The sequence below is a fragment of the Spirosoma radiotolerans genome (assembly GCF_000974425.1).
Classification (GTDB): Bacteria; Bacteroidota; Bacteroidia; order Cytophagales; family Spirosomataceae; genus Spirosoma; species Spirosoma radiotolerans.
The window spans coordinates 262,425-276,232 of the sequence record NZ_CP010429.1 but is presented as its reverse complement, the minus strand read 5'-3'; the positions used below and the strand labels follow the sequence as shown (position 1 = coordinate 276,232).

The following is a 13,808-nucleotide window of genomic DNA, read 5'->3' as shown; positions in this document are numbered from 1 at the left end:
AAATAAACCGTAAATCATAAACCGAATACCGTTAATCTTCCAGTACATTACCAAAAATTGTGTTTTTCAGGAGTAAGGCAATCAGCAGAAAAGTGATTCCCCAATACACGTAAATTCGATAATAATCCTGAACATCTTCGTAGACTTGTACGCGTATTGGCGACTTCTCCAGTCGGCTAATCTGGGCAAACACGGCCTGTAAGCGTCCGGCATCGGTTGCCCGAAAAAAACTCCCGTTGCCGATGGTAGCAATGGTTTTCAGAACGCCTTCATCGACCGTAGTCGCCATCGTTGCCGACGCCATTGGGCGGCCTACCGCAATGGTATAGAGCTTGATACCAAATGCTTTAGCCAGTTTCGCAGCGGTAATCGGATCAAGGTTTCCGGCTGTGTTGTCCCCATCACTCAGGAGAATAATTACCTTACTGCGCTCCAGTTTCCAGGCATCTTCGTCCCGCGACACCGTGTCTGTCGCCGATACCGTACGGTCGCGCATGCGGTTAATGCAGCGAGCCAGCGCATCGCCAATGGCCGTACCCGAGGTGCGAATCATTCGGTCGTTCAGGTCGCTCAAGTATTGTTTTAGCAGACTGTAGTCGGTTGTGAGTGGGCAAAGGGAAAACGCTTCTCCCGCAAAGACAACCAGCCCGATACGGTCATTTTTACGGCCGTTCACGAACGTCTGAGCGACCCGCCGGGCCACAGCCAGACGCGTCGGACGTAGGTCCGTTTCACTCATCGACTCCGATACATCCAGCGCCATCATAATGTCGATGCCTTCGGATTGCTCACTGCGTTGTTGCTTAATGATTTGCGGGCGGGCCAGCGCAATCAGCAAACAGGAAAGGCTAAGGAACACACTGACTGGCAACAGATACCGCCCTATACTCAGTAAGGAACGGGACGCCTGAAGCCGTCCGGCCCGGCTGCTGTTTGCGCTGAGCTGCCCGATGGACATATTCAGCCGCTGTTGCGCATTCCGGTATAAATAGTAGCGCAGGAAAAACAGAAACAAAATACCCGGAATCAGCCACAGCGCCAGCGGTTGTGCCAGTTGAAATTGCTGCCATTGCGCCAGACTAAACCAATAAAATGAATACCAAGGGTGCATAGGTTAGGATAAAGAAGTCGGTTCGGCCGGGGAAACGGATATAGATTCCTTTCTGCGGCCATCGGACTGCATTAATTTTGTTCGGCCCTGCAGGTACATCTGTGTGGCCACCTCCTTCAATACCTGTAAAGCTGATTGCGACTGGGGCGTATAAGTGCCCCCATAAATCATCCGGTCGGCTTCGCGAAGGGCAATGGCAATACGCTCGTCGCGAAGCCGATTAGCCAGTTCAGGGGTAGTTAACGACATATAGGGCTGCGGGTCCAGCTGCTCCAGATAGGCTTTCCAGACCACCACAGCCTCATTGGCTGTTTCGGCGGCTGTAAATGAACTGAGCCGGTCACTCAACCGGGTATATTCATTCAGGAAACGAACATGCCGCCGATTGAACAGGTAGAGTCGCCATTGCCGACGGGTTAGCCGGCCAAACAGCAAATACAGTACACCCATTCCCAAACTGGCACTTATAAAGCCAGCGGCCAGCGCCATGTAATTAAACTGTTGTTGCAGCGGGGCCAGTTTTGTATCAGTAGCCAGCCGAAGCGTTCGCGAAGCCAGCGAATCAGGTAGAGCCCGTGGTAGTTTCGACCGGAGGAAAACGGTGTCTATCTGAGTCCACTGGGCCGTACAATCGACAGTATTGAGTACTCGAACAGGCACCTCCAAAAATTGAATGGAATCAGTTTCAAACGAAACCAACGTATAAACCGCGCTATCCCGACTAACGGCCGTTGGGCCGGTTCCAACGGTACTCGTCGCAAACACCGCTACTTTCTGTACTCGGTAAGGGGCAAAATAACGGGCCGTGTCAGGGAATAACACGTCGATATTGGCCGGATGATGGTACGCCAGCGAATACCGAAAGGGTCGGCCAATCTCAATGCTATCTACTAGAAAATAGCCCTTTAGGGGATATTGACGCTGTGGATTCTGCCGCAATGGAGATTGCCGCAATGGAAATTGCTTCGGCGCATCCTGCCGTAGTGGCGACCGCCCTGACAAGAGTTTGGCCTGGCCTACGCTAGTCAGAAAACAGAAAAAAAGAAGAAGGAGAAAGCCGAATCGGTTCATCAATATTTTCTGACTCTAAATAATTCGACAAGTTTCGGTACAAAATCCTCCTGCGAATCAAGCGCCAGATAATTCGCATTGTATTGTTTGCAAAGCCGTTCGAGTCGCACTTGATTCTGGCGAAACGTATCGTGCAGCTCCGTCCGAAACGAAACCGACGATGTATTTACCCATACCGTGCGGCCAGTTTCTGTATCGTGTACTGGAATAATGCCCAGTTTGGGGAGCTTCACCTCCCGTTGATCGTAGAGATGAATAACGACCAGATCATGTTTTTTGGCCAGCGCCTTCAGATTATGTTCGTAACTCAAATCAATAAAGTCGGAGAGCAGAATGACGACACTACGGCGTTTGAGGGCATTAAGCGTAAAAAGCAGGGCATCAGCAATACTGGTTCTGGTTGATTGAGGCTGTAGTTTAAACAAGTTCATAATCAGCTGATAACCCGTCTTTAGCCCGTTACCCGGTTTGATGTATTTCTCTTTTTGATCCGAAAAGCAATACATCCCTACGTGACTGGCCTCCCGAATGGCCGACAGAGCCAATACACCACACACTTCTTTGGTCGTCTTTAATTTGTCGCGGTGGCGGGCCCCAACCTGCTGTGATGCACTCACATCGACCATAAAAAAAACGGTCTGGTCTTTCTCTTCCCGAAACACTTTCACGAACGTACCGTGGCCTTTCGATGACACGTTCCAGTCGATGGCCCGCACGTCGTCGCCATACTGATACGTTCGCAGATCGCTGAACTCCAGGCCTGTTCCTTTAAACACCGACCGAAAACTACCCCGCATCTGCGAGTTGACCGCTTTGCGGATGCGGATATCGAAATTACGGAGCCGGGCCAAGAACTCGTCCATGCAGAACAGGCGTTATACTATTTTAACAGTCAATCCCGAACTTTGCTACCGGAGATTCACTTACAAAGTTACCCATTTCAGCGTATGCATCGAAACCTATTTCAACGGCATCTGTGGAGTCTGCTGCTCAGTGGTTGGCTGGTATCGGCCTGCACAGCACCCGAAAACAAACCACCCGAGAATTTGATCAGCGAAGCGAAAATGGCCGACATCCTGACGGAAGTGCACATGGCTGAAGCCCGCATTAGCCGAATCAATTTGCGGTCTGTCGATTCATCGCAGATTGTGTATAAACGCCTGGAGAACCAGATTTTCAAAAAATTCGGCGTCGATACGGCCACCTACCGAAAGAGTTACATTTTCTATTCCTCGCACCCGGCCGATATGGAAGCCATCTATAAGCAGGTGACTGAAGAATTGCAAAAGAAAACCAAGATAAAAACAAAGAAGCCCTTATGACAATCGGAATTATTGGGGCGGGAATTTCGGGCCTGACGGTAGCGTATGAATTACAAAAGCGCGGGATTGATTATCGACTATGGGAAGCAGCCAGCCAGCCGGGCGGCTACATTCAATCCCGATGGGAAGGCCCTGTTACAGCTGACAACCCTGATCACGGAAAATACCTGTGCGAGATTGGCCCTAACTCCCTGCTTGGCGACGCCGACCTGCTGGCCTGGCTCGATGACCTTGGCCTGACACCTGACATAACCTTTAGCCGACCCGTCAGCAAAGCCCGGTATATTTTTCGGGCAGGCAAGTACCGGCAGTTGCCTTCCGGTCCCCTCTCCCTGCTATTTGGCCCTTTTGGCGAACCTTCCTTTTTTAGCTGGAAAACCAAGCTCGCCATTTTCCGCGAACGAAATAACAAAACACTTTCTCCGCCTGGCGAGACACTGGCCGACTTTTTCAGACGGCGGTTTTCCAGCGAAATTGTCGATTACGCTCTGGGACCCTTTGTGGCCGGAATCTACGCTGGCGACCCTGAGCAATTGCTGGTTTCAGAGACCTTTCCCGTATTGCTCACGTACGAAAAAGAATACGGATCTGTGCTGCGTGGGCTGATCAAAAACCAATCCGCTACGGGCAGACGGCAATCGTTTAGTTTTCGGGATGGCATGCAAATGTTACCTAATGCCCTGGCCGCTAACTTAACCAACCTGTCTCTCAATGACGCCGTCCAGTCGATTAGCCAGGCCAACGGCGGCTGGCAGGTCGAAACCCGTGGAGGTACTCAATTTGTCGATCAGCTAATTCTGGCCGTTGGCACCGATGCTGCCGCCCGACTGGTGGAGCCATATGATGCTGACTTTGCCCGCTCGCTTCGCCAGGTTATCTACCCACCCATGACAGCCGTTCATTCGGTGTATAAACGTGCCGATGTTCGCCATCCGTTAAATGGATTCGGTGGATTAAATCCAAAAATTGAAGGTCGTTTTGCCGCTGGACATATCTGGAGCAGCTCCATTTTTGAGGGGCGCTGCCCAGCCGACGAAGTACTTTTTACCACCTTTGTGGGCGGCCAAACGAGCGCCCGCAACACTCAGTTTCCAGACGACGTACTGGCAGACAACGTTCATCAGGAACTGGTTAATGGCTTTGGCATTTCAGCCAGCAAACCCGTTTTTCGAAAAGTTTCCCGCTGGGAACGCGCTATTCCTCAGTACGATGCAGGAATCGTGGCTGTAAAGCAACCGGTACAAGCCGCCGAGGCTGATCAATTGTTTGTATGTGCCAACTGGTATGGTGGGGTTTCGCTGTCCGATTGTATTGGCAAAGCCAAAAGGCTAGCGGCTCAACTGGCTGACAGCCTTCAGATTAACAATTTTTAATGATTTTATTAGACAAAAAAGGAGTAATTTGCTGTTGTAGTTATATACCCTCCCTAACTTACTCGAAATCCTGTGAAAGAGCGCCTGGTCGTCATCCCAACCTATAATGAAATCGAGAACATCGAAGCCATCATTCGGAAGGTGTTCAGCCTGCCGGAGCCTTTCGATGTTCTTATCGTAGACGACGGTTCGCCGGATGGTACGGCTCAGCGTGTCCGTGATTTACAGGATGAGTTTCTAGCTACGGGCTCTTCGCCACGGGGGTCAATGGCCCGGCTGCATTTGCTCGAACGACGGGGCAAACTGGGTTTAGGAACGGCCTATATTGACGGGTTCAAATGGGCTTTATCGCGCGGATACCAGTATCTGTTTGAAATGGATGCCGATTTTTCGCATAACCCCGAAGATTTAATCAAGCTCTATCACGCCTGCGCCGATGAAGGTCCTAACCGGGCCGATGTCGCCGTGGGTTCGCGTTATATTCGGGGCGTCAATGTAGTGAACTGGCCAATGGGCCGGGTTTTGATGTCGTACTTTGCAGGGGTCTATGTCCGCTTCATAACGGGCATGTCGATCATGGACCCAACAGCGGGATTCATCTGCTACCGGGCTGAGGTACTGGAAGTGATTCTGCATAATCCAATCAAGTTCGTGGGTTATGCCTTCCAGATCGAGATGAAGTTCACCTGCTGGAAATATGGTTTCAAACTCCGGGAGGTCCCCATTATATTCACTGACCGCACACGGGGCGTCTCCAAAATGTCGTCCAAAATCTTTAAGGAAGCCGTTTTTGGCGTACTTCAAATGAAGATCAGCAGTTTTTTCCGGCACTACATTCCCCGCCGGGAATCGACAAAGAAAGTAGAAGAACCGGTCGACGCTGTATAGTAGCCGTATCCGTGGTTCGTGAGGACACGAACCCGCTTTCCGACAGGCAACTCTGGCTGAGGCATGTGTGGCTCGTGAGGACACGGGCCATGGATAACTACACGATTGCAAACAGTCCGTGGCTGATTGAGTTAACTATCCATTATAACAATTCGGACGTTTGGCAGTATTAACTTCGGTACTATGCCAGTGTGTGAAGGGCAAATGTGAAGAGAAGTGAGGATAGCTGCCCGTACGATTCCGTATCGTTTTCGTGTTTGGCAACCTATCTTAACTGTGTGGCCATACCCAATAATAAATACGAAAAGCCCGATGGTCATCAGCACTTCCAGTTAACAGTGGATTGCAATGATGCAACTAATCTATCACCAGGCTGCGTGTCAGTTTTTCACGCGGCTTCCTCTTTTTCTTAGCAGTTTCCTAACGGTTTTCGTTCTTTTTACGTCGCCAGTACACGCGCAGAAGGGCGCAAAAACAGGCCAGGTCGATAGCTTACCCATTATCCCGCAGCCGGGCATTCCCGTCGATAGTATCATTGCCCGACTTGAGAAAGGACACACGGCGCTCAATGACATCAACAACCGAACGCGCCGGGGATTCAATACCTGGCAAATTGACGAAAACCTGCCTGAAGTTCAGTCTTACATAAAGACCATACGCACCAACCTGGCCCTGTATAGCAAAGTGCATGACATGAAAAACATGCTCATGTTTCAGGTCTTGCTGGGTGATATTCAGCAACAACTCAAGGACTGGCGGGGAGGATTATCAGACTACGAAAATCAGCTATCGGACATGAACGGCCAGTTGATTGGTTTGGCTAAAGACTCGATTTTTGTTGTTCCCGCCGACAGTAATTACCGGGCGTTGTATGCCAAGTCGCTAAAAGAGTTGCGTCAGCAGTGGATAGCCGCCAGCGAATCGACGAACAAAAATCTGACTCGAATCAACAAACTACAGGCCGCTGTTTCGGATGGTTATTTCGAAACGGCTGAACTAACCAACGTTGTCAATGAGCGGATTCGGGAGTTTAATGCCAAGATCATTGGCAAAGAATACGACGTTATCTGGTCAATTCCGAAGAGCGAAGGGTCTGATGAAAAGCTGGATAACCTGGTGGCCAAATCGTATGAAGGCCAGCGGGATATGTTGGGCTATTACATTAACCGAAGTGCCGAAAACTGGTTCTATATGCTCGTTATAGGCCTGGTGTTTTTTGGTTGGGCCTATTCAAACTTCACCCTGATCAAGACGCACGAGCCTGTCGATAAAATTCTCACCGAAGCCAAAATCCGCTACCTTAAACCGGTCCCTGTCTTTGCGACATTAGTTATCGTCTTCAACATCGCTCCCTTTTTTGATCTGCGTCCACCAGCCGTTTATGTCGAACTGATGCAGTTCATTCTGCTCATTGCCCTCACATTTCTGTTTTATCGAAGTTGGACAAGGCAGCTGTTCTACTATTGGCTGGCCATTGTGGCACTCTATATTCTGGTGGTCATAACCCGATCGTCGATCATTGATCCGGGCTTACTTTTCCGGCTGTGGTTCCTGCTGTTGAACCTGGTGTCTATTCTGTTTGGCTTCCTGTTTCTGTTTCGAATCCGAAAAGCGCTGGCCCTGACCGGCTTTATCAAACAGGTATCTATTCTTTACATCATTCTGAACATACTGGCCGTGTTTTGCAATGTATTCGGACGGCTTAGTCTGGCCAAAATTTTTAGTACGGCCGCTATTTTCGGGTTGACACAGAGTATTGGCTTATTCACGCTCGTGCAGATTGTTAATGAGGCATTTGCCCTTCAGGTCATTAGTGGCCGGTTATCGAAAGGCGTTGCCTCACGCTTCAATTACGAAAAAATCAAGATTGGCTTACACGCCTTTCTAAGCTTTGTCTCACTGATTGCCTGGGTTATTATTTTCACCAATAACCTATATATCTACAACGCCGTTTATGGCCGGATCGAACACTTTCTGTCGGCCGAACGCAGCGTAGGCAGCACCACATTTACCTGGGCCAATATTATCATGTTCGCTATTGTGCTGTACATATCCAGCGCGATGCGGAAATACATTGGGTACTTTTTTGGAGAAACCGAAGACGAAGTCGGCGGATCAATCAGCAATTCCGACTCCCGGCTGGTTATTGTCCGACTAATTATCCTGATCGGTGGCCTGCTGCTGGCGGTGGTTGCTTCCGGAATCGGGCTGGATAAAGTTACGGTTATGGTCGGCGCGCTGGGCGTAGGGATTGGTCTGGGCCTTCAAAACATCGTGAACAACTTTGTTTCCGGCATTATTCTGATCTTCGACAAGCCCTTCCAGATTGGCGATTTCATTGAAATTGCGAGCAAAAAAGGGCGTGTCAAAACGATTGGTATCCGCTCCAGCCGACTATTAACCACCGAGGGATCGGAAGTGATCATTCCGAATGGCGACCTATTGTCCGGGCAGGTTGTCAACTGGACAATCAATCACAAAGCCAAGCGCATTGAACTAACGCTTAAAGCCGATGCCGAACATGATATTCATACGCTTGAGCCACTCATCAAAGAAGAGATCATGAAGCATCCGAATGCGGTGAAACGCATTGCGCCCGAAATTTTCCTGTCGGCAATTACCACCGACGCCATCGAATTAAAAGTGAGGGTTTGGATCAATTCGGTGAACAAGGAGGACCAGTTCAGAAGCCAGGTATTATTGAGTATTTATAGACGATTCAAGGAAAATGGCATCAAGATGATGTAAAAAAATAGCGAAACTAAGCCGTTTACTGACTTAGTTTCGCTAAAAAAGCGGCATAAACATCGGCGGACACATCGATATCAAGCCGTTTGTTCGGATTCGTAAACCCAGAGACTATCGTAACGTTCGACTTGGCAGTGCCAAGTTGTTTGGCCAGAAACTCAACGAGATACGCATTGGCTTTTCCATCCTGCGCCGGAGCCCGAATTTTCGCATTGAGCTGACCAGCCGCATCATAAAATAGCTGGTCGACTTTACTACCAGGCTTTACTTTAAGATGGAGCGTCATGGCGTCAAATAGCAACCGTATAGTTGAGCTTGATCTCATCGCCCGTCATGCCCCGGAATCCCCAATTGTGAGCCGGGCTTTCCAGAATACAGATTTCCAGGTCGGTAACCGCCAGTCCAATTTGTTCGCCGATGCGTTGATAGAGCAGGTGAATCAGTTTCTTTTTGGTCTCAACTGTGCGCCCCTCCATCATCATAAACTCCAGAATGATATACCGTTCTGAAGCGGTGGCGGGTCTGAAGAAATCTTCGTTTTCCAGATAAAAAAAACGGTGTGCCCGCTTGTCGTGCGGAAACTGAAGAGCCTCCACCACGCACGAGTGAATGGCATCAGAGAGCGGCTGCCGAATGGGCTGTAGCTGTTCCCGCACTCCATAAATTTTCACCTGGCCCATCCGCGTACGTTAGTTAAGTTGTTCAGCCAGTACGGCGATCCCTTCGGCGAAGCTATGCGGATTGTAACCCAATACCGTTTTAGCCTTGTCCAGAATGAATCCTGTGCGCGGAGGGCGCCGGGCCACCTGCGTAAAGGTCGACGCATCGGCCTGGGCGATCAACGATTTGTCCAGACCAAAATAATCCGCCGTTTGAATGGCCATTTCGTAAGGCGTCAGCACCTCTTTGCCGGAAATGTTGAAAATGCCTTCCGCTTCCTGATCGGCAATTAGGTAACACCCCATCGCCAGGTCTTCGGCCAGCGTTGGACTACGCCACTGGTCGGTCACGACTTTAATCGTTTTACCGTCTTCCAGCGATTTTTTCACCCACAAAATAATGTTGCTCCGACTCATATCGTGGGCAATGCCATAGACCAGCACCGTCCGGGCAATGGCCCACCGGAGTTTAGAGTGCCGAACGGCTGATTCGCCCGCCTGCTTGCTCCAGCCGTAGAAACTAATGGGGTTGGCTTCGGCGGCTTCGTCATATGGACCAGCGGCCCCGTCAAATATGAAATCGGTTGATACGTGCAGCAGAAACGCATTGGCTGCCTGGCAAGCCTCAATGATGTACTCGACAGCATGCACATTCTGCGCCCAGCAGGCATCTTTCTGTACTTCGCACTTATCCACATCGGTCATAGCGGCTCCGTGGATAACGACATCCGGCTGCACATCTCCAATCACATCAAGCACCTGCTGGCGGTCTGTAATATCCATCGACCGGTAGGTATACCCATCCGAGAAGGGCAACCGATTTTCGCCCCGTGCCGTGGCGACTAGTTCAACGTTTGGTTGCTGCGCGAGCAAGCCAACTAATTTCTGACCCAGTAGCCCATTGGCCCCGGTGAGAAGAATTTTTTTCATAGTTTGCCTGTAGCAACCGGCGGGCCGGTCATTACAATTGGTATTTATATCCGTACTGTTTTGTAATCTTCTTTTTCTTTACCCAATCCCCGGTCATGGTCATGCGAACGTTTTTTTCGGGTCGGTCCATTTCATTCCGGGGTTGTTTGGCAATGCTGTCGACAATGGCTAACCCATCAATTACTTCGCCAAAAACGGTATAGTTCCCATCCAGATGGGGCGCACCACCAAGCGTTTTATAGACTTGTTTTTGCTCATCTGTCGGTACATGGCCTTTCAGTGTCTGGATACGGTCGATCTGTTTTTGCAAACCGGCATCATCCCAAACGCGTCCCTGCACGATATAAAACTGGCACCCACTCGACGCTTTTTCGGGATTGTTGTCTCGGGCAGCCGATAACGCCCCTTTCTTATGGAACAGAGCTGGAACAAACTCAGCCGGAATTTTATAGCCCACATCGCCATTGCCCAGCGGCTGATCATCCTGTGCCTTTCGGGAGTTAGGGTCGCCCCCCTGAATCATGAACAGCGGAATGATGCGGTGAAACAACAAGCTGTCATAGAACTTCTGATTGACGAGTTTAATAAAATTCTCCTTGTGCTTCGGCGTTTGATCATACAGCACGAGCCGCATGGTTCCAAAAGACGTAGTAAGCGAAACAAGGTAGTCTTTTTTCTTTCGGTTCTGAGCAATCGAAAGAACTGGAATGAACAACAAAATTAGTAAAAGTTTACGCATAGAACGTTTATCGATGTTTTCAGCCGCCAAAAACAGACGTGAACGAACAGGTTAAAAATTAGAGATTTACACGATTCTGGAAAGCATCTTTCAATCGCTGGTCGTGGGTAACCACAATCAGGCTGGCCCCAATCTGCTCTGACTGCTGGCGCAGGAGGGTTACAACGCGGCTGGTATTTTCGTCGTCAAGGCTGGACGTTGGTTCATCGGCCAGAATAACATCTGGCTGGTTCATTACAGCACGGGCAATACTGACCCGTTGCTGTTCGCCCTGGCTGAGTTGATTTGTTTTCTTGGCCAGATGATCGGCAAAGCCCAGTTGACCGGCCAACTCCCGCGCGCGGGCTTTGTCCTGTGGTTTATTAGCCAGGTAATTTGCCATCAACAGGTTGTCCAGCACCGATAACGAGCTAACAAAGTGAGGTTTCTGATAAACGATGCCCAGGTGTTTAGCCCGAAAGGCCGCCGTTTCGGCCGCGCTGAGTTTGGTTAAATCCGTCTGGTCTATAATAACCGACCCACTTTTGGGCTTGAGCAGCAAGGCCAGCAAATGCAGAAACGTGGTTTTGCCGGTGCCCGACTGCCCCAGAATCAGGAAAGCTTCGCGATTGGCGCAGTGAACGTCGGGAAACGTAAACTGTTTCGCAGGGCTATAGTCAAACGTGAGTTGATGGGTTGCCAGCATAGGATTTGAGCAAGTACTGACAAAAATAGGCAAAAGTTGTAATTTTGATGGTGTCCTGTGGCGTCGGGCTTAAGAGTCTGACACGGCCTACCAATCCATTACTTATTCACCTACCTTGAAACACATCGCCCTCTTTGCCTCCGGTTCTGGCTCCAACGCCGAGAAAATTGCTGATTACTTTGCCGATAGTACTGACGTTAAGGTTTCGCTTATTCTTTCAAACAACCCCAAAGCGGGGGTTATTGACCGCGCCCGACGGCTCCACATCCCCGTTCTACTTTTTGATCGAACGACCTTCTATTCCACTAATCAAATTACGGAACTCCTGCTCAATCAGGGCATTGACCTGATTGTTCTGGCTGGTTTTATGTGGCTGATGCCCGCCGATCTGGTGCGGGCTTTCCCGAATAAAATTGTTAATATTCACCCGGCTTTACTGCCTAAATTTGGTGGAAAAGGCATGTACGGGCATTTCGTTCATGAGGCCGTTGCGGCAGCCGGCGAAACGGAGTCGGGCATCACGATCCATTATGTAAATGAGCACTACGACGAAGGACAGATCATTTTCCAGGCCTCCTGCCCCGTTACTCAATCAGATACGCCCGACGACATTGCGCGCCATGTGCAGGCGCTGGAGCACATACACTATCCGCGTGTTGTCGCCGAGGTATTGGCCACCCTTACCACCCAAGAATCATGAAAAAACTATCCGTAGCGGTGCTCTTACTGGGTTTAACCGGCTGCTTTAAGCCGATGATCTACCTGCAAAACAAACCCAGCTATCCGGTGGATGTATTTTACGAGAACCAACGTCCTGAACGCCCGTTCGACCCGCTGCAGGATTTGGAAGTAAAAGGAGAAGTACCGCTGGATGAACGCCAGTCAACGAACCGCCGGATGCTCAGCCGGGGCAACGATATGCAACAGAAAGAACTTATGCTATCCCGCCTGACGATTCAGGCGAAAAAGCTGGGTGCCGACGCCCTCGTGTCGGTACGTTATACGTATTACACATCCACAACCGACAACGGGTACATCATGAGTGGGCTAGCCGTACGCTACAAAGCGGAGCACTGAGGCTATTATGGTTCCGTTTACGGCGCTAGTGGCCTCATGAAATTGCGTTATCCCGTTTTTCACCGTTCGACTGTCTCACAAATTCAGATGGCATTCCGTAAATGATATATTGAAATCTGAGACGGCAATTAAGATAAGTTTTCCACGCCATTTCAAGAACAATATGCAACGATCAATCCATCTCCGTGAATGGGGTGATTAAAGAGACGATAGTTTAGCTGGTGCTATAGGGTGTTAGGTAATCTCATGTCTCACACAGCTGGCTACTATGACTTTTCATTTTTAATTCGGATGAAAGCCTTGCTTAAATTTAATTGGGGTTAAGCTCGTCTTCTTTTTAAATAGTTTATTAAACGACTGAGGATAGTCAAACCCTAGTCGATAGGCTATTTCGCCGACGGTCATATCCGTTCCCGACAAGTATTCTTTTGCTTTTTCAACCATTTTCTGGTGAATGTATTGCTGCGCATTCTGTCCGATCAGCGTGCGCAGCATGTCGCTCAGGTAGCGGGGAGATACATGAACCTGAGCAGCCAGAGTTTCGACCGTCAGCAAGCCGGTTTGTAACCCCTGTTCAGCCAGAAAATAGTCGTCCAGTTGCTTTTCTAGTTTGGTCAATAGTTCGTGGTTGACCGTTTTACGGGTAATGAATTGCCGTTTATAAAACCGATTACTGTAATTGAGTAAGGCTTCCAGCAGCGAGATAATAATATCCTGACTAAAATCGTCCAGGCTGCGTTTCAGTTCTTCGTCTATGTTCCCCAGAATTGCCAGTATCGTTTTCTGCTCCGGCTCGGAGAGATGCAGGGCCTCATTACTTTCATACGAAAAGAAACCGTACTGCTTCATGCGTCGACCTAGCGGGTGGTTGCGAATGTAGTCGGGGTGAAAAAGCAGCGAAATGCCAAAATAATCTGTATCCTCGTCGGTCGAAATTAATTGGCCAGGTGCAGTAAAGACTAGGGTACCCTCGTCAAAATCGTAGTAATGCTGCCCGTAGCCTGTTCGTCCTTTGAGCCGTTTCTTGTAGGAAATCGTATAAAAATTGAAGAGAAACGCCTTGGGTAACCGGCCTTTCTTTACGATCGTCTGGGTATTATCAAATAGACTTACCAAGGGGTGTAAAGGCCCTGGTAAGTCCAGTAACTGATGCAGTTCAACGGGTGAACTAATGATCGAGGGGCGATTCAACTTGTTTTTCATTC

Annotated in this window: 15 protein-coding genes; 6 read left to right on the top strand and 9 right to left on the bottom strand. The window is 49.5% G+C overall.

The window, feature by feature from the left end:
- Positions 1-31 precede the first annotated feature (31 nt).
- Genes SD10_RS01190 through SD10_RS01180 form a run of 3 tightly spaced genes read right to left on the bottom strand, consistent with a single transcriptional unit; the run spans position 32 to position 3,045 of the window.
- Complete coding sequence (locus tag SD10_RS01190; protein WP_046375307.1) at positions 32-1,111, bottom strand: VWA domain-containing protein; 1,080 nt, start codon at positions 1,109-1,111, stop codon at positions 32-34.
- Between the two features lie 3 nt (positions 1,112-1,114).
- A complete protein-coding gene (locus SD10_RS01185) occupies positions 1,115-2,182 on the bottom strand; it encodes a hypothetical protein (protein WP_227699109.1) in 1,068 nt (355 codons plus the stop codon).
- Positions 2,182-3,045: a DUF58 domain-containing protein gene (locus SD10_RS01180; RefSeq protein WP_046375306.1), complete on the bottom strand. Its 864-nt coding sequence runs from the start codon at positions 3,043-3,045 to the stop codon at positions 2,182-2,184. The genes SD10_RS01185 and SD10_RS01180 overlap by 1 nt, the downstream gene beginning before the upstream one ends.
- Before the next feature lie 84 nt (positions 3,046-3,129).
- On the opposite strand from SD10_RS01180, the gene SD10_RS01175 reads away from it, so the two are divergent.
- From SD10_RS01175 to SD10_RS01160, 4 genes are all read left to right on the top strand, one after another.
- Entirely contained in the window at positions 3,130-3,504 is a 375-nt protein-coding gene (locus SD10_RS01175; RefSeq protein WP_046375305.1) for a DUF4296 domain-containing protein, read from the top strand.
- Positions 3,501-4,877, top strand: a complete 1,377-nt coding sequence (gene hemG, locus SD10_RS01170; RefSeq protein ID WP_046375304.1) for a protoporphyrinogen oxidase — start codon at positions 3,501-3,503, stop codon at positions 4,875-4,877. Before SD10_RS01175 ends, hemG begins: the two co-directional genes overlap by 4 nt.
- 72 nt (positions 4,878-4,949) lie before the next feature.
- Positions 4,950-5,765: a polyprenol monophosphomannose synthase gene (locus SD10_RS01165; RefSeq protein WP_046375303.1), complete on the top strand. Its 816-nt coding sequence runs from the start codon at positions 4,950-4,952 to the stop codon at positions 5,763-5,765.
- A 348-nt stretch (positions 5,766-6,113) separates the two neighbouring features.
- Entirely contained in the window at positions 6,114-8,513 is a 2,400-nt protein-coding gene (locus tag SD10_RS01160; RefSeq protein ID WP_052731034.1) for a mechanosensitive ion channel family protein, read from the top strand.
- 22 nt (positions 8,514-8,535) lie between these two features.
- On the opposite strand, the gene SD10_RS01155 is transcribed toward SD10_RS01160, so the two are convergent.
- Genes SD10_RS01155 through SD10_RS01135 form a run of 5 tightly spaced genes read right to left on the bottom strand, consistent with a single transcriptional unit; the run spans position 8,536 to position 11,526 of the window.
- Positions 8,536-8,799 (bottom strand): DUF167 domain-containing protein, encoded by a 264-nt coding sequence (locus SD10_RS01155; protein WP_046375302.1) that lies wholly within the window; start codon positions 8,797-8,799, stop codon positions 8,536-8,538.
- A gap of 4 nt (positions 8,800-8,803) precedes the next feature.
- Positions 8,804-9,193, bottom strand: a complete 390-nt coding sequence (locus SD10_RS01150; protein WP_046375301.1) for a tautomerase family protein — start codon at positions 9,191-9,193, stop codon at positions 8,804-8,806.
- Positions 9,194-9,202: 9 nt separating this feature from the next.
- Positions 9,203-10,102, bottom strand: coding sequence for an SDR family oxidoreductase (locus tag SD10_RS01145; RefSeq protein ID WP_046375300.1), 900 nt, complete (start codon positions 10,100-10,102; stop codon positions 9,203-9,205).
- Positions 10,103-10,133: 31 nt separating this feature from the next.
- Positions 10,134-10,841, bottom strand: a complete 708-nt coding sequence (locus tag SD10_RS01140; protein WP_046375299.1) for a peptidylprolyl isomerase — start codon at positions 10,839-10,841, stop codon at positions 10,134-10,136.
- Positions 10,842-10,899: 58 nt separating this feature from the next.
- Positions 10,900-11,526 (bottom strand): ATP-binding cassette domain-containing protein, encoded by a 627-nt coding sequence (locus tag SD10_RS01135; RefSeq protein ID WP_046375298.1) that lies wholly within the window; start codon positions 11,524-11,526, stop codon positions 10,900-10,902.
- A gap of 115 nt (positions 11,527-11,641) precedes the next feature.
- Between SD10_RS01135 and purN the strand changes: the two genes are divergently transcribed.
- Positions 11,642-12,226: a phosphoribosylglycinamide formyltransferase gene (gene purN, locus SD10_RS01130; RefSeq protein ID WP_046375297.1), complete on the top strand. Its 585-nt coding sequence runs from the start codon at positions 11,642-11,644 to the stop codon at positions 12,224-12,226.
- Positions 12,223-12,603, top strand: a complete 381-nt coding sequence (locus SD10_RS01125) for a YbjQ family protein (protein WP_046375296.1) — start codon at positions 12,223-12,225, stop codon at positions 12,601-12,603. The genes purN and SD10_RS01125 overlap by 4 nt, the downstream gene beginning before the upstream one ends.
- 282 nt (positions 12,604-12,885) lie before the next feature.
- Here SD10_RS01125 and SD10_RS01120 read toward each other — a convergent pair whose 3' ends face one another.
- Positions 12,886-13,806 carry a helix-turn-helix domain-containing protein gene (locus tag SD10_RS01120; protein ID WP_046375295.1) on the bottom strand — a complete coding sequence of 307 codons (921 nt, stop codon included), beginning with the start codon at positions 13,804-13,806 and terminating at the stop codon, positions 12,886-12,888.
- Between the last annotated feature and the right edge of the window lie 2 nt (positions 13,807-13,808).